Source organism: Nonomuraea sp. C10 (genome assembly GCF_008017515.1).
Taxonomy (GTDB): Bacteria; Actinomycetota; Actinomycetes; order Streptosporangiales; family Streptosporangiaceae; genus Nonomuraea; species Nonomuraea ferruginea.
Window position 1 is genome coordinate 4249405 of the sequence record NZ_VPFF01000001.1, and the last position, 18868, is coordinate 4268272.

General features: G+C 69.3%; 25 protein-coding genes. 6 read left to right on the forward strand and 19 right to left on the reverse strand.

Features of this window, described 5'->3' with window-relative positions:
* Positions 1–122: 122 nt before the first annotated feature.
* Positions 123–263, reverse strand: coding sequence for a tyrosine-type recombinase/integrase (locus FR742_RS19490; protein ID WP_148032265.1), 141 nt, complete (start codon positions 261–263; stop codon positions 123–125).
* A 1403-nt stretch (positions 264–1666) separates the two neighbouring features.
* The gene (locus FR742_RS44635) at positions 1667–1804 is read right to left on the reverse strand and encodes a hypothetical protein (RefSeq protein ID WP_187281215.1); all 138 of its coding nucleotides are present in this window, start codon (positions 1802–1804) and stop codon (positions 1667–1669) included.
* A 138-nt stretch (positions 1805–1942) separates the two neighbouring features.
* Here FR742_RS44635 and FR742_RS19495 point away from each other — a divergent pair, with 138 nt between their 5' ends.
* On the forward strand, positions 1943–2383 hold the full coding sequence (locus FR742_RS19495; RefSeq protein ID WP_148032266.1) for a hypothetical protein: 441 nt from the start codon (positions 1943–1945) through the stop codon (positions 2381–2383).
* A gap of 204 nt (positions 2384–2587) precedes the next feature.
* Here FR742_RS19495 and FR742_RS19500 read toward each other — a convergent pair whose 3' ends face one another.
* From FR742_RS19500 to FR742_RS46585, 16 genes are all read right to left on the reverse strand, one after another.
* Positions 2588–2773, reverse strand: coding sequence for a hypothetical protein (locus FR742_RS19500; RefSeq protein ID WP_148032267.1), 186 nt, complete (start codon positions 2771–2773; stop codon positions 2588–2590).
* A 102-nt stretch (positions 2774–2875) separates the two neighbouring features.
* Positions 2876–3181, reverse strand: a complete 306-nt coding sequence (locus tag FR742_RS19505; protein WP_148032268.1) for a hypothetical protein — start codon at positions 3179–3181, stop codon at positions 2876–2878.
* A gap of 416 nt (positions 3182–3597) precedes the next feature.
* Positions 3598–4227: a vWA domain-containing protein gene (locus tag FR742_RS19510; protein ID WP_148032269.1), complete on the reverse strand. Its 630-nt coding sequence runs from the start codon at positions 4225–4227 to the stop codon at positions 3598–3600.
* 202 nt (positions 4228–4429) lie between these two features.
* The gene (locus FR742_RS19515) at positions 4430–5146 is read right to left on the reverse strand and encodes a hypothetical protein (protein ID WP_261808626.1); all 717 of its coding nucleotides are present in this window, start codon (positions 5144–5146) and stop codon (positions 4430–4432) included.
* Positions 5146–5445 (reverse strand): hypothetical protein, encoded by a 300-nt coding sequence (locus tag FR742_RS19520; protein ID WP_148032271.1) that lies wholly within the window; start codon positions 5443–5445, stop codon positions 5146–5148. Before FR742_RS19520 ends, FR742_RS19515 begins: the two co-directional genes overlap by 1 nt.
* Positions 5442–5837, reverse strand: a complete 396-nt coding sequence (locus FR742_RS19525; protein ID WP_148032272.1) for a hypothetical protein — start codon at positions 5835–5837, stop codon at positions 5442–5444. Before FR742_RS19525 ends, FR742_RS19520 begins: the two co-directional genes overlap by 4 nt.
* 169 nt (positions 5838–6006) lie before the next feature.
* Complete coding sequence (locus FR742_RS19530; RefSeq protein WP_148032273.1) at positions 6007–6495, reverse strand: single-stranded DNA-binding protein; 489 nt, start codon at positions 6493–6495, stop codon at positions 6007–6009.
* 92 nt (positions 6496–6587) lie between these two features.
* Positions 6588–6776, reverse strand: coding sequence for a hypothetical protein (locus FR742_RS19535; protein ID WP_148032274.1), 189 nt, complete (start codon positions 6774–6776; stop codon positions 6588–6590).
* 462 nt (positions 6777–7238) lie between these two features.
* Positions 7239–7847, reverse strand: coding sequence for a DUF4192 family protein (locus FR742_RS19540; protein WP_187281216.1), 609 nt, complete (start codon positions 7845–7847; stop codon positions 7239–7241).
* Between the two features lie 74 nt (positions 7848–7921).
* Positions 7922–8161 carry a hypothetical protein gene (locus FR742_RS19545; RefSeq protein ID WP_148032276.1) on the reverse strand — a complete coding sequence of 80 codons (240 nt, stop codon included), beginning with the start codon at positions 8159–8161 and terminating at the stop codon, positions 7922–7924.
* An 89-nt stretch (positions 8162–8250) separates the two neighbouring features.
* Complete coding sequence (locus FR742_RS19550) at positions 8251–9351, reverse strand: FAD-dependent monooxygenase (RefSeq protein WP_222708986.1); 1101 nt, start codon at positions 9349–9351, stop codon at positions 8251–8253.
* Positions 9352–10496: 1145 nt separating this feature from the next.
* Entirely contained in the window at positions 10497–11774 is a 1278-nt protein-coding gene (locus tag FR742_RS19555; RefSeq protein ID WP_222708987.1) for a pentapeptide repeat-containing protein, read from the reverse strand.
* Positions 11775–12228: 454 nt separating this feature from the next.
* Complete coding sequence (locus tag FR742_RS19560) at positions 12229–12612, reverse strand: DUF6262 family protein (protein WP_148032277.1); 384 nt, start codon at positions 12610–12612, stop codon at positions 12229–12231.
* Positions 12609–13307, reverse strand: a complete 699-nt coding sequence (locus tag FR742_RS19565) for a tyrosine-type recombinase/integrase (RefSeq protein WP_187281217.1) — start codon at positions 13305–13307, stop codon at positions 12609–12611. Before FR742_RS19565 ends, FR742_RS19560 begins: the two co-directional genes overlap by 4 nt.
* 65 nt (positions 13308–13372) lie before the next feature.
* Positions 13373–14589, reverse strand: a protein-coding gene (locus FR742_RS19570) for an IS3 family transposase (protein ID WP_396989404.1) whose coding sequence is annotated in 2 segments (ribosomal slippage) — positions 13373–14277 and positions 14277–14589 — 1218 coding nt in all. Because the reading frame shifts where the segments join, the coding sequence is not laid out codon by codon here.
* A gap of 27 nt (positions 14590–14616) precedes the next feature.
* Complete coding sequence (locus tag FR742_RS46585) at positions 14617–14871, reverse strand: DarT ssDNA thymidine ADP-ribosyltransferase family protein (protein WP_148034677.1); 255 nt, start codon at positions 14869–14871, stop codon at positions 14617–14619.
* Between FR742_RS46585 and FR742_RS19580 the strand changes: the two genes are divergently transcribed.
* Both FR742_RS19580 and FR742_RS19585 read left to right on the forward strand, forming a co-directional pair.
* Positions 14865–15233, forward strand: a complete 369-nt coding sequence (locus FR742_RS19580; protein WP_148028988.1) for a transposase — start codon at positions 14865–14867, stop codon at positions 15231–15233. The two genes, FR742_RS46585 and FR742_RS19580, sit on opposite strands and share 7 nt — an antisense overlap.
* Positions 15230–16153 carry an IS3 family transposase gene (locus tag FR742_RS19585; RefSeq protein WP_148028989.1) on the forward strand — a complete coding sequence of 308 codons (924 nt, stop codon included), beginning with the start codon at positions 15230–15232 and terminating at the stop codon, positions 16151–16153. Before FR742_RS19580 ends, FR742_RS19585 begins: the two co-directional genes overlap by 4 nt.
* On the opposite strand, the gene FR742_RS19590 is transcribed toward FR742_RS19585, so the two are convergent.
* A complete protein-coding gene (locus FR742_RS19590; protein WP_148032280.1) occupies positions 16096–16524 on the reverse strand; it encodes a DUF4433 domain-containing protein in 429 nt (142 codons plus the stop codon). The genes FR742_RS19585 and FR742_RS19590 overlap by 58 nt on opposite strands.
* A 413-nt stretch (positions 16525–16937) precedes the next feature.
* Here FR742_RS19590 and FR742_RS19595 point away from each other — a divergent pair, with 413 nt between their 5' ends.
* The 3 genes from FR742_RS19595 (at position 16938) to FR742_RS19605 (ending at position 18828) form a co-directional block, all read left to right on the forward strand.
* Complete coding sequence (locus FR742_RS19595; RefSeq protein WP_148032281.1) at positions 16938–18191, forward strand: helix-turn-helix domain-containing protein; 1254 nt, start codon at positions 16938–16940, stop codon at positions 18189–18191.
* Between the two features lie 100 nt (positions 18192–18291).
* Complete coding sequence (locus tag FR742_RS19600; RefSeq protein WP_148032282.1) at positions 18292–18513, forward strand: hypothetical protein; 222 nt, start codon at positions 18292–18294, stop codon at positions 18511–18513.
* Between the two features lie 165 nt (positions 18514–18678).
* On the forward strand, positions 18679–18828 hold the full coding sequence (locus FR742_RS19605) for an FxLD family lanthipeptide (protein ID WP_148032283.1): 150 nt from the start codon (positions 18679–18681) through the stop codon (positions 18826–18828).
* The last annotated feature ends 40 nt before the right edge of the window (positions 18829–18868 follow it).

Here is an 18868-nt window from a genome sequence, read left to right on the forward strand (position 1 = left end):
CAAGTGTCGGCAGTCGCCTGAGCGTCAGTGGCCGCGACCTCGCGGTGCCAGTGGAGCGGTCGGCTCGGTGTCGGTAGGCGGTCGCGAAACTGTCAGTCGGGCGGGACTGAGCGGTTCTCGGTCTACTCCTCGACGAGGACGTGCGGGACGGCCTGTTCTTTGTCGGTGCCGGCGCGCACCATCGCGGTTCCGGCGGTGTGGCGCAGGGCGTGCGGGGTGAAGTCGGCGTCGACGCCGATGTCCAGGTCCTGGCCGAGCGGCACGGCGCGCAGCCTGCCGCCGCCGGCCTCACCGTGATCGCCGATCTGCCGGCCACCGGCGCTGCGGAGCTGACCGGCATGCCGGTCAGCTCCGCCCAGCCGCCACGGTGGAACAGCGACGGGCCCGACATGCCACCGCGGCCCGGCCGTGGACGGCGCAGGACGATGTGCGCCCAGCCAGGCTCGCAGCGCAGGGGCCGGCGATGGGGGCCTGGTACGCGAGCTTGGGCGCAGTCGTGGCGCCATCCGCTGCCGGAGCCGGGTTGCCGGCGACGCTCCTGTGGTGCGCCCGGATGGGGGCCGGGTGTTCAGCAGTCCTGAGCTGCCCGGCTGGCTCCGGTTTGCCGGTTGGGTGGGGTGTGGGTGCCGAGGACACGCCGTCTGAACCTGCGTGGGGAGGTGGGTGAGGCGGCAGGGACACCGCGGCGGTCGTCACGCTGGATGCTGATGACGGCGGCGCCGAAGGCGACAAGTGCGAGGACGCTGAGGGCGATGCCCGCTGCGGCGATGAGGGTGCCCGGATCGAGAGCGATGGCGTGGAAGGAGGCGCTGAGCATGAAGGGCTCCTGTCTGCAGAAGGGGGCGCTCGCGTGGGCGGCGCCCGCCTTGGGGTGTCCCGGCGAGGGCGACTTCGCAGGCGAAGGAGGGGAGGACAACTTGCCCGTCAAGATGTTTTGCGCAGCAAAAGATCTTGAGAGGGTGGGTTGTCCGCCGTGACGGCCTGCGAGGCTGACCTGGCTCGGGACACCAGACGGGGACGCGGAAGAGCCGTCCGCGCCAACGGGAGCGCGACGAGCCGCGCAGGCGGCCGCTGTCGAGAGCCAGGCCGTGCTAGCACCGAGCGGCGAGCACGGGAACCGGACCGCATACAGGTCGCATCTGACCAGGTGCGCCTCTGGAGGAGTTGGCCGGTGGAGGTGACCGACGCCTTCCGGTCGGCGCTGGTGATGCGCTCCGGCTTACGCCGGAAGGAGGTTGGGAATTCGGCGCCGAGGGATATTTCAGGTGGGACCAAGCGGGACGGCGGAGTGTCGCGCGGAGCGGAGGCGTAACGCAGGCGGAGCGCCAGCGAAGCCTTCGTGAAGCCGACGTGGAGCGCGCCGCGCACAGGGTCGGCCGCAGGCCGATCGTGTGCGACGCGAGCGCAGCGAGCGCCCTGTGCGCGGAATGGCCGGGCTGGCGAGCCCGCTACGGCGAGGTCGGTCCGGGTCGGCGAGCAGGGACGACGGCGCCCCACGGCAGCCGAAGTACGGCGGCGCACGGTAGGAGCGGCCGGCCTGGAGGGGCGGGCTGTGCTCTGGACTGAGGAGAGAAGGAGCGAAGCGACGATGCGACGAGGGAAGAGCGCAGCCTCAAGCGCCCCGATACAGGCCGGCCGCTCCTACGGCGGCCAGCCGGTCCGGGATTCAGTCCTCGCCTGCCAGGTCCGCTTCCGTGTCCGGGTCGACGAGGAGGCCGGCCCACTCGATCTGCTTGGACTGGACGATCAGGCGCCCGTCGGGGCCGGGTTCTCCTGCGGTTGATCGTGCGACCTTCTGACGCATCTGTTCGATAATGGGATGAGTGAAGCTCGAACGCGTCGGCATCCTGAGCCGGCCGTCCACCAAGTGGGCGGGCGCACGACGCGTAGCCCGGCTGCGTCCCGTGAGCCCTTCGCCTCGCCTCCCCTCGAAGGAGATCCCGTGTCCAGTCCCCTGTCTCAGGTACGTTTGCAGGCCGACCAGGACGGTCACCGCTACGAGCTGGCCCTGACCGTCGACGGTGAGCGGCTGCACATCGAGATGCGCGGCAACGACGCCGACGGCCAACTACTGCTCGATTTCGGCACCGCCCAGACCGTCCCCGCTGTCCACCTAGCGGTGCTCGCTCAGCTGCTGGCCAGCGGCGCGGCCGCGCTTGCCGGAGATCGGCGGACACCAGTGCTGCAGGAGCGGAGGCACACGCACAGTAACTCGCACCGCCCCTGGACGCCCGAGGACGATCAGCGGCTCAAGGATCTGGCCGCGGCTCCTGGCACCACCATCCGGGACCTGACGCAGGTCTTCGGCCGCAGCCGTGGCGCCATCCGCTCCCGGTTGGAGCGGATGGGCGTCACGCTGGGCGCCGACACGAACGAGGGCTGAAAGGGTGCGGCCTTGCCAAGCCCTGGTGGGTTCCTCAAGGGCGCGACCACCTGGAGTGTGAGGCGGCCGCGTGAGGCGCGCTCGCCACGGCTGGGCCCACTCCGGGGATCGGTGAGGGGCCGGTCCGGCTCCTCACCGTGCTCGGCGCTGCCCCGAGGGTGGCGTGGCAGGGCTTGCCGTCCGCCACGCCGCCCTCGGTCACTCTTACGCGGTGGCCGGCAGGTCCTCCTGTGCTGGTTGCGCGCTCTTGGCCGAGGCGCTGGCGAGGATGTCCGGGAGGTGCTTGTTAACGAGGGTGCGCATGCGGCGCTCATCTATGCCGAACCGGCTGGCGATCTCGCGAACCAGCGGTTCGATGTCGGCCAGGTCCGGGGTCGGCTCGGGCAGCACGCCGGCCTCGTCCGCGCGCCTGAACAGACGCCCGAACTCGTGGCACCAAGTCCTGCCGGTCGCCGAACTCCTCCATCTCCTCGCGGCTCATCGGCAGGGCCTTCAGGACGTCGTGCGCGTGGTGGGGGTAGGCCTGCACCTCCCGATCGGTGAGCAGGAAGCGCACCAGCGGGTCCTCGGAAGCGGCCAGCTTCTGGTAGGCCTCGGCCTGCTTGGTCTTGTCCGCCTTTCCAGCTCGCGCAGGGCGGCGTTGCGCTTGTCCTCCGCCTCGAAGTAAGCGGCGACCTGGTCGGCCGACAGGGTGGGGTCCCAGTCCGGAACCGGATGCGCGCGGTAGATGCGGTCGGTCTCGAGGCGGAGGTTGCGATTGTCGATGGCGTCGAAGTACGCCTTCACCTCAGGCAGCATGATCGGGGGTTCTCCTTCTTCCCGTGTCCGGTGGATGGGCTGCCGGAAGAGCAGTGGAGGGGTGAGGGCCCGGGGGCCGAGGCGGCGGGCTTCCCCTTTCCGGCGATAAGGCCGTCAGCGGCACGGCCAAGCGCCCCGCAACCGTTCGTTTCTGCCTGCTTCCAAGAAGTTTTGCGCCAGCAAAAGATCTTGAAAGCAGACAGAACTCGCCGCCAGGTGCCGCGGAGCGGGGCGAGAGGACGGTTGCGGGGGCGCGCCGCCGTGACGCAGGCTGCGAAGCCGGAAAGGGAGGAACACCGCACTGGCCCGAATGCCGCACCCCCAGCCTCCTGAGCGGGCTGCGCTGTCGGCGGCACGGGAGACGGGGATGTGCCGGCGACCGCTCGTGGTCGCGGCCGCCAACACACCCCCGAGGGTCAGTGCCGGGTGGCGGTCCGGTCCTCGTCGGTGAAGCCGTACCGGCCACTGCGGCTGCCGCGGCGGACCATCTCACCGGCGGTGGACAGCGCGGTCTGGCTGAGGTCGTGGTCGTAGTGGATGGTGGTCTCCTGACCGATGCCCAGCATGCGGGCGAGCCGGGTGACGTAGGAGCCGGCGCCCAGCAGCACGAACACCCACGTGCGCCTCTTGGCCCGCAGGTCCTCGATCCAGTTCCGCAGCCGCGGTGCGTCATAGCGGTGGGAGGAGTTCTCCGCGCCGTCGGTCAGGATGACCGTGATGATCTCATCGGGGCGCTGCGGCTTGGGCAGCGCCAGCACCTGGGCACGGGCGCGCTCGATGGTGTCGCCGATCGCGTCGAACAGGGCCGTGGCGCCGCGCGGCTGCAGCCGGACTTCCGGCACGTCGGCCAGTTCCACGTTGCTGAAGACCAGCTCGCCGACCTCGTCGAACTGGTACAGAGTGACGGTGGTGCGGCCGGGCACGGACCGCTGCGCCTCCAGGAAGCCGCGCAGGCCCGCCTCGGTCTGCGAGGTGATGGGCTGCATGGACCCGGAGCGGTCCAGGACGATCTCGATGTGCCGCCAGCGGGCGGTGTCGTCGCTCACCTGTGTTCTCCTTCGAAGGGTGTGGCGGGCCGGGGTGGCCCGCGCTCGGGCCGCTTCGACCACGGGTTCCCGGGCGCGGGGGGCCGTCCAAGCCGTCCAGTCCCTGTTGCCGAGCCCCCGCGCCCGGGGTTCCGTGGTAGGCCCAAGCAAGCGCGGGCCCATCCGGTGCGGAGCCCTCGTCGGGGAGGATGCGAGCCGGGCGTCAGGCGGCCTGAGCGCGGCGGCGTAGCTCGGCCAGCGGCAGCGGACGGGTCACGCCGTGCCGTCGTCGCTTGAGGATGGCGACGTCGCCGAGTTCGGCGCGCAGCCGGTTCTCTTCGTGCTCGGCGCGCAGGAAGCGGTCGGGGTGGGTGCGCAGGTGGTGCAGCCATTGCCGTTGCCCGGCCCGTACGCAGCTTCCGCCGCAGTTGTTGTGGCGGTAGCCCTGCTCGTACAGGCGCGGCGGGCGCACGCCGAGTGCGCGGGCGGCCTGCAGCATCTGCTCCTGGGTCAGCAACGGCGGCTCGGCCATCGGGAAGCGAACCTGCCAGGGCGCCCAGCCCCGGACGATACCGGGGATGCGGTGCCTTTCGGAGGAGTCGATACCGACGTAGACGATGGTGGTTCGCGGGTCGGCGTGAGCGGTGAGCCAGTCTCGGCAGGGTTTTTGTTTGAGCCAGTACGAGCAGGGCGCGATCCTGGCGTTGCCCAGGAAGCGGACATCGTGAAACACCTCGAACGGGGTGCGCCCGTCGGCCACGACGGTGAGCTCGACGCCGAGCTGGGCGGTGGCGTCTTGGTTGAACCGGTACAGGTCGTCGTCCTCGACCAGCGTGTCGGCGAACAGCAGAGTCAGCCGGTCGGTCCCGTGCTGGGCGGCGACGCGCTGAGCGGCCGCCCAGCTGCCGATGCCGCCGGAGAACTGGACCACGTGGCGCATCAAGCGAAACCTTCCGACGACGGCGGCCGGGGCCAGGACACGAGCTCGCCCTGCGCGATGGCCTGCCGGCACAGCCGGACGCAGCCGGAGCACAGGGCTTCGCGCCGCACGAGAGGGTCGCCGCGCCGTGCCGGGTTACCGTCGAGGTCGAGCGGGGTGCCGGTGGCCTGGTGGATCAGGACGGAGACGGCGTTGTCGGGGTCGACGATGAGCGGCTGCATGCCACAGCGGCAGCATGCGGTGATCAGAAGCATGTGGCCCTCGAACGGTAGCGGCTCGTGCTCGCCTGGGTCATTCATCGGGGCTGGCCTCCTTCGAGGTGCGGGCAGGGGTTGTGGCGGGTCAAAGGTCCGCCCATCCGTCGGGCGTGCTCCGGAGGTGGCGGATTTCGCCTGGCGGCGCGGACTTTGAGCAGCGCTCCCTTCTCCCGCACGGCCAGCACGACGGCTTGGCCCCGGCCAGGCAGAGGGATCGCCTGGCCGGGCATTACGGGGTCGTCGGGAGCGGGAGTTGCGGTACTGCCGAGCACGCAAGCGAGTTCGTGGTCGTCGATGTCCACGCTGAGCAGGCGAGCCAGTTCGCCGATGACGTGCAGCAGGGCGGGGCGCAGGCCCGCGCCGGGGTCGTTGAGCACGGCGCCGAGAAAGTGCAGCAGGTCCGTCAGGTCCTCGCGCGTCGAGGTCGACATCATCGGAGGGACGTCCTCCTCACGAGACAAAAGGGGCCGCCGCGCCTCCGGATAGCGGAGCCGGAGGCGCGGCGGAGAGGGAAGGGATCCGGTGGGATCAGGGAGCGGGCCCGCCCGGAGAATTCCGGGCGGGCCCCTGCCCGGAGAATTCCGGGCGGGCCCCTGCCCGGGGTCAGAAGTCCGGCTCGTCACCGGCCGTCGCGCCTGCGGGGACAGGCTGGCCGTTGGCCTGCTGGCCTTCGGCGGGCATGTTCTCCCACGGGTTGTCCTGCGGCGGGGTGTTGGGACGGTTGCGCCGGGTCTTGTTCACCTTGGCGGTGGCGTGGCGCAGGGACGGGCCGATCTCGTCGACCTCGATCTCGTAGACGGTGCGCTTGTCGCCTTCCTTGGTCTCGTAGGTGCGCTGCCGGAGCCGGCCCTGGACGATGACGCGCGTGCCGCGGGTCAGGGACTCGGCGGCGTTCTCGCCCGCCTGCCGCCAGACGTTGGCGGTCAGGAAGAGGCTGTCGCCGTCCTTCCACTCATTGGACTGGCGGTCCATGTAGCGGGGGGTGGAGGCGATGCGGAACCGGGCGACCGCCTGCCCCGTCGGGGTGAAGCGGAGCTCGGGGTCGTCGACGAGGTTGCCGACGATGGTGATGACGGTGTCGCCTGCTGCCATGGGTCTTCCTCCTGCGCAGTAGTAGCGGTGGGTTCCGAAAAGAGGGGCAGAGGATGGCGGAGGCTCGTGGCCCCCGCCACCGGCCGGGGGGGTTAGTAGGGGAGGTCGCGGTCAGCGACCGTGGACTGGCGGTAGGCCTCGACGGCCTCGCACACGCACCCCAGGCAGATGCGGCCACCGTCGAGGGTCTTCCAGCTGTGCTGGAGGGTGACCTCGTTGCCGCAGCGGGTGCAGGCGGTGATATCGGTGGCGTAGAGGGGGAGGTCGAGGCTGAGTCGCATGTCCGGCTCCTTCCGTACGGTGCCCCTGCTGGGCGGCCGTTCCGCGTTTCGGTGAGGGAGGACACGCAGGTGGAAGAGACGGAAGGCAAGGCGGCGGCCCCGTACGGGCTAGATGTTTTGGCGCCCGTTCCTGCCCTTGCGCCAAAAGATCTTGACCGTGCGGGGTGAGCGCAGCGAAAGCCGCCTTGCCTGGAGGAACGTGCCTGCGAGGCTGACCGGTCCGAAATGAGGGGCGGATGACCGGCAGGAACTTACGACAGGGCCTGCCACCGGCGTCGGACTCGACCGCACGATCGGCGCTAGACCTCAGCCACCGTCACGGGACTACGGCGACGCGCTCACCCGGCGCGGCCGGGCTGAGCGCGCCCGCCGCCGGACCGGCCCCCTGCGCCGCCCGGCCACGGTCACCGCCGAAGCGGGCGCGTGCACGCCGCGCCCTGGGCCGCCGGCGGGTGAGGTCGTTCAGCGGGCGGCCTCGAGGTAGTCGGCCAAGGTCCACTGGAGCGGTTGGAGCCAGTCCGGCTGGGGCGGCCCCATCATGATGTCGATCTCGCCGAGCGTGGGCATGCGGTCCCGAAGGGCGCCCGCAGGCACGTTGAGCTGCAGCGCCATCTGGATCAGCAGGGCCATCGAGTAGAAGGGCTCCCTTGCCAGGACCTGCTCGACAGCGCGGCGGGCGGCATCCCGTTCGCCCAGGTGCCAAGCGGTGAAGGCCAGCAGCGAGCCGACCGGGGCCAGGAACTCCGGCTCGATCCGGTCGGCCACATCCAGCAGCAGGGCGGTCATGACGATCGGTTCGACCTGCGAGGCCAGCCAGGCTTCGTCGCGGATGCGGACGATCCGCAGGTCCATGCTGAGGCGGATGGCGGTGGCGTCGTCCGCTCTGTCGCCGGCGCGATACCGGTTGATCGTCTGATGCAGCCGGGTTCGGGCCCCGTCCACGATCTGGCCGGTCGGCGGCTGGGCGCGCAGCTGGTCGGCCAGATCGGTGGCGAGCCGGCGGGTAAGGTGCCGCAGCTGTCCGGCGTGGTCTCCGGCCGGCTGGGGAACGGGCAGGTTGGTCGACGTCATAACGGGCTCCTTGTTGATCGAGCCGCCGTCCTGGGGAACCGGTCCCCGGACGGCGGGAGATGAGGCGAAAGGGCTCATGGGTGGTGGGCGATGGCCGCCTCGTCGGGGGTGCGGCTGAAGACCAGGTCGTCGGCGTAGGCCGACGCGGCCCGGTCTTCACCGAGAAACCAGACGCGCTGCCGGCCGAGCTGATTGACGGTGTCGATGCGAGCCAGGACGGACATCCACCCGCCACCGGCCGGGGTGTCGCCGGCGGCGAGGCGGACCAGCCAGCCCGGCTCGATGGTCCGGGCCGGCCGATAGGCGCCGGTCATGCCGGCGCCGGATGGTGTCCAAGGCCGAGTGCGGCACCCAGCTTGGGGCCGAGCTCCAGCGCGTCGCGGACGGCGGGCAAGGCGCGGCGCTACCAGCCCTCCAAGGCGACGGCCAGGTCAGCGCCGTAGCGCAGATGCTGCGTCAGCGCGGCGACCAAGGAGGTGGCCTGCTCGATGCCGTTGTTGGCGCCGCGGGCGGTGTTGGGCCGGACCGGGGCCAGCGCGTCACCCAGCAGAACGGCCTGGGCGTGCCGCCCGACCGGGTAGACCATCCGCTCAGGCGGGGCAATGTCGACGATGGGGGCGGCGGTCCAGACCGGGGTGGCCTGGATGATGTCGGCGGCCGTGGTGGGCAGCAGCTGCCGGGCGTGGCCGGTGACATGCTCGCGGGCGTACGGGGTGATCTGGTGCGGCAGGACGTAGGTGCGGCGGGTCGGCTCGGCGGCCAGCAGGGTGCGGAACTCCGGCTCGGAGTGGTTGAGGTAGAAGGTCCAGTCGGTGGCGGTGCTGCCGTCACGCTGCAGGATCGGGAACAGGTGCAAGCCCGCGCCATACGGCTCGATACGGGTGTAGTCACGCAGGTCCTGCGGCACGGTCGGCGCCTGGCCGCGCCAGGCGACGTACCCGCCGTAGCGGAGCTGGCGGTCCGGGTCAAGCAGGCGGCGGCCGATCGAGCGGCGGCCGTCGGCGAAGACCACCAGGTCGGCGCTGATCGGGTCGGCGTCGGCGACCTGCAGCTGGGCGCGGCCGTCCGGGCCGGCGGTCAGGCCGGTGACGCGGCTGCCCAGGCGCAACCATGCCTCGGGCAGGCGCTGCAGCAGCGCGGTGTTGATCAGGTGCCAGGCGGTGGAGCGGCCCGGGTAGAAGGTGTGGGTGCGGCCGGCCTCGCAACGGTCGGCGACCTTGACCGCGACCACGCGCTCGCTGGTGAAGGGGACGAACTCGCTCTGCGGGACGCCGAGGGAGTCCAGCACGTCCAGGGCGGTGTGCTCCAGGCCGATGACACCGCCAGCCTGGGCGTGCAGGTGGGTGGAGGCGTCCAGGACGGTGACGTTCGTCAGGCCGGCCTGGTGCAGTAACAGGGCCAGAGTTGGGCCGGTGATGGAGGCGCCGACGATGGCGATGGCGGGCTGGTCGTCGGGCGCGGTCAGGGCGGGCGAGGCGGTGTGGGGGTGGGCGAGCGCGGTCATGGCAGCTCCCGGAGTGGGGGTGGGCGGGGCTGCCGGAAGGAGGAATGCGCGCGGCCGTCGGCGCGGGGGCCGCGGCGGCGGGGATGTCCCCTTCCGGCGGCGGCCGTCAGCGGCGCGGGAAGCCGCCGTGCAACCGGCCGTGTCTGGCCGGGTCAAGATGTTTTGCGCCAGCAAAAGATCTCTGATCGGCCAGACCTCGCCCCTCCTGGAGCCCCGCCGTGCGGGGCGAGAGGGCGGTTGCGCGAGCGGCGCCCCGTGACGCAGGCTGCGAAGACGGAAGGGTGGACCGCCCGTTGTGGTCTGATGCCGAACGCCGCATCCCTTCTGGGGCGAGTCAGACTCCGCCGCCCTCCACATCCGGATGAGCGAGACATCTGCGCCGGCCTCGAGGCGGCTACGGCGCTGCTCAGGCCGAAGGGCTCAGCTGGTCCAGCGCAACCGAGAACCGGGCCGGTGCTTTCTGCGCCGATGAGCGGCGTGGCGACAGAGAATCTTCTCGGCCGTCGCCGGGCTGGTGCCGCGTCGGCGGTGCCGGGGCCATGCGCGAGCTTGGGAGCGGTCACAAGGTTGTCACCCAGCCGGTAGTGAGCGACCTCCACCAGCCGTGATTACTTAAAGTAGGCAATCATAACGTTGGGTAGCTGCATTGGAGGATCTCGGTGCCTTCCCCCCTACGCCGCGCCATCCCGGCCGCTCTCCTGGCTGCAGGACTCCTGGCGACGCCGCTGATCGGGCTCAGTCCGGCACCGGCCGCCGCGACGGCAGCGGCGGCCGCGTCGTCCGCCCGAGCCGAGACGGTGCTCCTGCGTGATGCGGTCGCCGGCTTGCTCGTGGGCGAGGAGAGCCGCGAAGGCTACCAGCGCTCCAGCTTCCGGCACTGGGTCGACGCCGACCGGGTTATCTGGAGTCAAGAAGGTCATATGGCCGTCTGACCTTTGGTTTGGTAATGCAGACATGTCCAGAAAGGCATGGTGTTCGGGAGCGAGTCTGACTGTGGCCCGTCTTGGCCCGCCGCTCGGGTCGCCGTCACCAGACGCAAAGTAGCTGGTAGTAACCGGGCGTTGCCGGACGGCTTGTTAGCGGAGCAATCAGCCCCGTCTCCTCGCAGGGAACGGGGCGGGCGCCGAGCCTCGTTGGTGGGCTACTCAGTAGACGAACGTCGTGTCTGAGTCAACCGTGGCCACCGCCCGCACCTGCTGCTCAGTCATCCCGCGCATACCCCTCAGGTCTGCGCCGGACAGGTCCGCGCCGGACAGCTCCGCGCCGGACAGGTCCGCGCTGAGCTTCGCGCCGGACAGGTCCGCGCCGGACAGGTCCGCGCGGGACAGGTTCGCGCTGGTCAGGTCCGCGCCGGACAGCTCCGCGCCGACCAGGCTCGCGCGGGACAGGTTCGCGCCGGACAGGATCGTGCCGGACAGCTCCGCGATAGACAGGTCCGCGCGGGACAGGTTCGCGCCGGACAGGCTTACGCCGGACAGCTCCGCGCCGACCAGCTCCGCGCGGGACAAGTCCGCGTCCATCAGGTACGCGCCGCCAAACTCCAGGCTGGACAGCGACGCGCCCATCAGGTTCACCCCTATCAGATCCGCGCCCCTCAGGTCCACCTCAAACAGGTCCGCGCCGGCCAGGTTCGCACCTGCCAGTCGCGCGCCCTTCAGGTCCACCTCAACCAGTTGCGCTCTAGTCAGATTCGCGCTGGTCAGATCCGCGCTGGCCAGGTTCGCGCGGGACAGGGCCGCTCCGGGAAAGCGGCTGTTGGAGAAGTCTGCGCGGCCGGTAATGTCACCGCTGTTAATGACACCGGGAATAATGTCAACGCTGTATTTCAGGGCGCTCAGGGTGGGAGCAATGGTCAACGCCGCGACCACATCGGCAGGGGGACGCACGATGGGGTAGTTACCTTCCCCTTTGTCGTCGCTGCATCGCTTGGGCGGGGTTTTCTCACCGGGTTGAAGGGTGCACATGTCGTGGTTGCGGACGAACGCTGACAACACGTTGCGGATGGTGTCCCGGTCGCGTGGCGAGTCAGCGGCAAGGCGTTGCAGTGCGTAGATCCCGCCGAGTCGCACGTCGGACTTGGTGGAACCGAGTTGTTCGACGGCTTTGGTGTACCGGTCGGTGATCTGCCCCTCCTGGGTGGTGCTCAGCGTTTGAGCGGTGTACCAGAGTCCCAGTGCCGTGAATACGACACCGCCGATCACGACCAGCCCGGTCACTGCCTGGATGAGCGTGTGACGCGCGGAGTTGACTGCCTCCACTCGCTCGGCCGCGGTCATCTCGGTGCGTTCGACGTTTGTGAGCGGGGCGCGTTCTCCGGCGAGGTATCGGGCGGCCGGGCCGATGAGGGCGGCGAGCGCGAGGCAGGCCGCCAGCGCGAGCGCAACGCCCGCCAGGACCCAGCGCGCCCAGTTGGTCCTGTCCACGTGATTGCGGCCCAAGCGCAGACGGCGGTCAATGCCAGGAGCGGGACCACCCACAGTACGCGCCTCCACCACCTGTGGCGCCGCGGCGCGGGCGGTGGGGGGTCGTCTGGCAGCTGTGCTGGTTCTAGTTCCGCCGGTGGGGGCGGTGTCCGCCCCCTGGTCGAGGAGGAGGCGAGGGCGGCTCCGGCCGCGGCCGAGGTGAGGAGCGCGGCCAGCGTGAGGGCTACGCGGAGAAGCAGGGGTTTGGCTGCCATGCTGGTGATTGCACCAGGTCCGCCGGCCCAGCGAAACAGGAGATGACCAACTCGCGCGACCACATGAGTAACAGCGGTTACTCAGTGCTGCTTTGCCTCTGGTGGCAGCGACCCAAGCGCCGGGCCGTCTTGCGTCGCGTGCTGGGCCAGCGGGTCGGTTGGGGTTACCAGTGCGCTGGGGCCGGGCCCGATGCTCGCGCTCAGCCGAGGTTCGGTGGTTGGCCGCGTTCACGCAACAGACCCAGCGCCCGCTCCAGGGCATCCCTCAAGGCGGCGGTCTCACTGCGCATCTCTTTGAGACGTTGGCGCAGGGCTTCGTTCTGGGCGCGCAGTGATGCCTCGGACGAGGTCTGTTTCGCGGGTGGTCGACGTGAAGATGTGCCTGCTTCTCGTTCGCGCAGCCGCTCTATCTCGGCCCGGAATGGGCTGTCGTAGAGCCATTGCCGTGACACGCCGGCGGCAGCAGCGACGCGGCTGATGTTGATGGGCTGGCCGGACTCGTCCAGTTTTCGCATCGCATTGGCGACAGCGGCCTGCATTCGGGAACGACGGTCATCGCGGTAGCGGTCAAGGGCCTCTGTCACGGGACACCTCTCAGAGACTTCAGGAGGGTGTCGAGTTTGATCAGCACCTTTCGGTTCTTCTCGGCCATGCGAGTCTGGCCGGCGCTCTCAAAGGTGGCGATGAGGTCGGCGGTGCGTGCTCGCTGCTCTTCATGGGCTGGGATGAACTCCGGGGTGGTCACGAAGTAGTCGTTGCAGTCGAGACAAGCGTTCTGCACCTCGCACGTTTGCTGCAAGGGCAGGGCGCAGTAGCCGTTCGGGAGGGTCACTTTGGCCCGGTTCATGCGCTCTTTCATCCACGCGACGTCCGCGAGAGCGCTGTCGGGGGCCAGCTGCTGGAGTAGTTCCCCGGCGGCATTGAATCGGGCCGCCGAGATGAACTCGTGTTTCAATCGCTCACCGTTGAGCCGGGCGTAGCCGCGCGTGACCGCAGGGTCGTCGTGGTCCAACAGCTCCTGGACCACTTCCTGTGGTGCACCGTTATTGAGCTCGCGGGTGCCGAAGGTATGGCGAAACTGGTGCGGGGTGATATGGGCGGGGTTTCCGTCGCGGTCGACGATGCCGACCTCGGCCATCCACTTCTGGATGGCCGAGCGGACTGCGGCGGTCGTCGTGTGTCGCTGGCCGTGGGCATTGTGGTTGTAAGCCGGGAACAACCACAGGGTGTCCGGATGCTTGGCGCGCGCCAGGCGCTGCTGCCCCTGGATCGCTGCCACGATGTCTGGGTCGCGGACGGGGTGCAAGCGTTCGGGGGCTCGCCCCGAAGTGTGGACACCGGTCGTTATGCGGCGAGCTGCACCCTACCGATGGTCTGCTGCTCGTAGTCGATGGGGCTGAGGTAGCCGATGGTGGAATGTCTCCTGCGGGTGTTGTAGCGGGTGATCCACTTGAACACCGCCAGGCGGGCCTCGCGCGCCGAGGACCACCGCGTGGCTCCCTGCAGCGTCTCGCGTTTCAGAGTGGCGTTGAACGCCTCCGCCGCGGCGTTGTCGGCGCTCGAACCGACCGCTCCCATGGACTGGCGCACCCCGAGCTCGGCACAGACCTTGGCGAACTCGGCCGAGGTGTACTGCGCCCCATGATCGGCATGAAAAATCGCGCCGTCCAGGCTGCCCCGCGTCGCGGCCGCGGCCCGCAGCGCGTCGGTCGCCAGCTCGGTGCGCATGTGATCGGCGATTGACCAGCCCGCTAGCCGGCGTGAGCCCAGGTCCAGCACGGTGGCCAAGTAGAGGAACCGGCCGTCACCGACGGGCAGGTAGGTGATGTCACCGACATAGCGCCGGTTCGGGGCGGGCGCGGTGAAGTCCCGCCTGATGAGGTCGGGCACCTTCTGATGCGAGGGTTCCGGCACCGTGGTGCGCACCTTCTTGCGCAGGTGCAGCCCGACGATGCCGAAGCGGCGCATCACCCGCGCCACCCGCTTGTGGTTGACCCTGCGACCTTGTGCCCGCAGCTCGGCGGTGATGCGCGGACTGCCGTAGGTGCCGTCGAACTCCCCGTGGATATGCCTGATCTCCGCGGCGAGTACGGCGTCGGCCGCGGCACGCTCCGCCCGGGCCGGAGCCGCCTTACGCCACCGGTAGAAGCCCGATCGGGACACCTTCAGCACCCAGCACAGCCGCTTGACGCCGAAGACGTCGCGATGGTCGTCAACGAACTCGAAGCGGCTCACCAGTTGGTCTCTCCCGCGAAATATTTAGCCGCCCGGCGCAGAATGTCGCGCTCCAGCTCCAGTTCCCGGATCCGGGCCTTGAGCTGCTTGTTCTCCTCTTCCAGCACGTCGTCGGACGATAGCGGGCCATGCGCGGGCTTCCTCACCGGGCCCCGCTCCTTCACGCCAGCGGTGCCGTCCGCCTGCGCCTGACGCACCCAGTTACGCAGCGTCTCCCGGCTGATCCCCAGGTCCTCGGCCACCGAGGCCAACGTCCGATCCGGATCGGACAGGTACAACGCGACGGCGTCCGCCTTGAACTCCGGCGGATACGACTTCATCGCCACGTGGAACTCCTTGTCTCCGGATTTCCATCATCCGGTACTCAAGGTGTCCACACCTCGGGGGGAGGCTCCATGTACGAGCAGTTCAGCCATCCGCCGCTGCATGCGAAAGCCGTCTTCGGCGGTGTTGGCCCAGTACTGTGCCGCCATGATCTCCCAGTCGATGTGCGTAGGCAGTTCCTTGGCCTGAGCTGTGAAGCGAGCGGTGGCAACCGCCGCATTGCGGTCAGTTGGGCTTCCCCTCGTAACGTGGAGACCGAACCAGGAAAGGTTTGGTCGTGGCAGGAGTCACGAGGCGTCGCTTTGATCCGGAGTTCCGGGCTGGGGCGGTGAGGATCGTCAGGGAGACCGGCAAGCCCGTCGCGCACGTCGCGCGGGATCTGGGCATCAACGAGTACACGCTGTACAACTGGGTGCAGATGGACCGGCTCGCGGCAGGGCAGGCCGGTGGCGACAGCGGAGGCGGGACGCTGAAGGAGTCGGCGGAGGAGGAGCTGGCGCGGCTGCGGCGGGAGAAGGCCGAGTTGGCCCGGCAGCACGCCAAGGAGAAGGCGGCCTGGGAGAAGGAACGCGCGGAGCTGGAGGACGAGCGTGATGTCCTCAAGCGTTCCGTGGTCTTGTGGGTGAAAGAGGCGATGGGCCGGTGAGCGTGGCGGCCTTCATCTGCTCCCAGAAGACCGACTACGGCATCGACCACGCGATCTCCTGCCGGGCGCTGGAGGTCTCCCAGTCGTGGTTCTACAAGTGGAAGAACCGCATCGGGGCGAATTCGCCGACCGCCCGCCAGCAGCGGCGGGCCCGGTTAGATGCGGAGATCAAGCGCCTGTTCGCGGCCTCGGGCGGTACGTACGGCTCACCGCGGATCACCCAGGACCTGCACGAGGCGGGCTGGCGTGTGTCAGAGAACACCGTGGCCAGGCGGATGGCCGAACTCGGCTTGGCTGGGCGGGCGCCGAAGAAGCCTCGTTCGCTGACCCGGCAGGGCAAGCGGCCGGCCGCGCCGGATCTGGTGCGGCGGAAGTTCACCGCGGTCGCTCCGGACGTGCTGTGGGTCGGCGACGTCACAATGATCCACACCGATGAGGGGCCACTGTACTTGGCCTCGGTGGAGGATCTGTTCTCCCGTCGGCTGCTGGGCTACGCCATGTCCGAGCATCACGACGCGGCGCTGACGGTCGCCTCGCTGCAGATGGCGGTCGCCACCAGGGGCGGCGACGTGGACGGGGTGATCTTCCATTCGGACCGCGGGTCGGAGTACACCGCTGCCCGCTACCAGGCCGAATGCCGCAAGCACGGGGTGGTGCAGTCCATGGGCCGGGTCGGGTGCGCGCTCGACAACGGGGCTGCCGAGTCGCTCAACAGCACGCTGAAGGTCGAGTTTGTGCACCGTCACCACTTCCGTACCAGGGCGGAGGCCCGGCTGAAGATCGCGACCTGGATCGCGGACTTCTACAACGTCAAGCGGAGGCACAGCGCCAACGACGGGCTGCCGCCTGTCACATTCGAGCGTCAGATGATCGAGACGAGGCAAGCATCATCGGCCCTGGTGAGGGCCGCTGTGGCATAGGACCGTCTCCACGGTTTGAGGGGATTGACACAGTGGCCACCCACGCCCGCCCCGGCGATCACTGCTTCAAGACGTGTCACCAGGTACACCAAAGGCCGCTGCCCCTGGCAGTAACCCGTGACCCCATCGTTGTGGATCCGGTGCAGCATGGGCGAGCGGGGCGCGAAGTAGAACGGCACATAATCAGCCACCACACCGCCCGGCTCGATAGTGACCGGCTGCTGGCGTCGGCGTTCCTTGATACCCGGCTCGGCACACTCCACGGCCGTAGCCGGTTGCCGATTGTCGGCCACCAGGCCAGTCGCGGTGATGCCTTCGATGTTGTCCACATGAGTGAAGTGCAGCAGCCACGGGTTCGTCTGGGCGTCCATTGAAGCCGACAGTGTAGCGACCTGACCAACACCCGACCTAGGCGGATCGCCGCTCAGCAGCGCTTGGCGTGCAGCCCCTAGCCTGGTTTTCCACCGTGCAGGAGGTGAAGCAGTCGTCCACACGGCACGTGGTGAGGTCACCCCCGCGAGGAGGTCACCTCACAGCAACCCGGCAAGATCTTCGGCCGCCTCGTCGCCCTGGGGCACCCCGCACGGTGGGGACTGCGCCATCCCCGCCGCGACCGCCAGAGCGCCATACGGTTCCCCGCGCGCGCACGGAGAGCACAGCCGGGCGCTCCAAGCAGCCATGTTGGCTCTCCATGGTTCGCCCGGGGGCCGCTTCTTCGTCATAAGGCCCTGACTGGCCGCGGATCCGCGCCTAGCCTGAGAGCAGAGGCCAGGAGGTGGAACGCGTGAGCAGCGCCATCGATCCATCCGCAGCGGGCGAATCAGAAGTGGGCGATCAGGTCCGCCAACTGCGCGTGCTGCGCGGCATGACGCAAGAGGAACTCGCGGAAGCGAGCGGGATCAGCATCTCCGTGATCCGGAAGATCGAACAAGGCGGCACCGCGCGCATGGAGACGTACCACGCGCTGGCCCGGGCGCTGAACGTGGTCACCATGACGTTCGTCCGATCCGGAGTCCCCGAGCCCGTCCTCGACAGCACCAGCGACCTGGTCCTGGCTCCCCTGCGCGCGGCCATCGCGCCGGCCATCGACCTGTCGGGGCACCGGCTGTTCGGAAGCGCGGACTCCGAAGACCTTTCCCTGCCCCGCTTGGAGAACGCGATCGGCAACCTCGGCGCCCAGTACCACAGCAACCGCTATGACGAGGTCGCCGAATTCCTGCCGCCCCTGATTCTCTCCGCGCGCTACCACGCCGACAACGTGCCGGACACCGATAGGGAGAGTGCCGTCCGGCTGAGGTCGGATGCGCTGAACCTCGCAGCGCGCTACCTCATCCAAGTCCGCGCGCATGACCTGGCTCTCACAGCCGTCCAAGAGGCCCAACGCGACGCGCTCTCCATCGGCGACATGTCACTCGCGGCCGCGGCGGTCACCGTACAAGCCTGGGCGATGATGCGGCAGGGCCGCTTCTCCGAAGTGATGCGGCTCTGCGCGGCCGCGGCCGACGCCGTCGAACCTCGCATGTCCACCGCCGACATCGCCGAGCTCGACGCCTGGGGCTGGCTGCTGGCACGCGCATCGGCGGCCTCGGCCAGGGACAACCAGCCGGACCGCGCGGAAGAGTTCGTGAGCCTGGCCATCCTCGCCGGCACTCGCATGGGACACGAGCACAGCCGCCCATCGGGAGGATCATCGTTCGGACCGCTCACCGCTGCACTGATGCGGCCGGAAAACGCCATGATCGCCGGCGACCACGGCAGGGCCGTCGAGCTCTACCAGCAACTGCCGCGCGACGTGGGCCGGACTGACTCCAGCACCTGGAACAGGGCACTACTGGACTGCGCCCGCGCTCATCTGCGGATCGGTGACGTGGCCCGAGCGACTGAGATCATGACGCGGCTGCGCCTGCGTGCGCCGGCCTGGCTGCGCTATCAGCAACTCGGCAAAGACACCGCGAGAGAACTCGTCACCGGCGGTACGAAACGGAAGCTCACCGCCGATCAGCGGGCGCTCGTGGAGTTCTTCTCCCTCACCGGCTGAACCCGACTACCGCGCAACGTGGTAGTTCCGCAGCGACCAGGCAGAAACCGCTGCGTTACGCCGCTGGTAGGCGGTGTGTCCTCACTCGTAGCGTCAGAACGTGCGCGAAGACCTAACCCCCCTCGGCTGCGTTCCATCGGCGGTCGAGGTCCTGCAGGGCGATTTCCCTGACTGGGACATCTGGCGCGAACGCTCACCGGGTGGCCGCCACGGTGACTGGTGCGCCAGGCCCGTCGGCGATCAGGAAAGCGAGCCGCTACGCCACGCGAACGTGGAAGGACTGCGCGACCTGCTGATGGCAGCCGACCTGCAGGGGTCATGATCGTGACATGACAACCCGCCGGCCATTGCGCAGGTGACCACGGCGCGGCCTCTCGATGCCGCAGGCGGACTCCGGCACACCCCACCAGCTCCTGGGACACTGCGCACCACCCGGCGGCGGCTCAGGATGTCCTGCACCACCAACCGACAGAAGGAGTGAACCTCCATGCCTGCACAAACTCCGAAGTCTGCGGGAACTCTCACGCCCGACGAGTTCGATCTCGACGTGCGGTTGGCCGACACCGGCGACGCGGCGGCCGCGCTGAACTGCAGCACGGACAACGGGTGCGACACCGTGGCCGGCGGCGACTGCTAGCTGCGGCCCCTCGGAGTTCCCTCCGGTCGTCTCGGCTGGA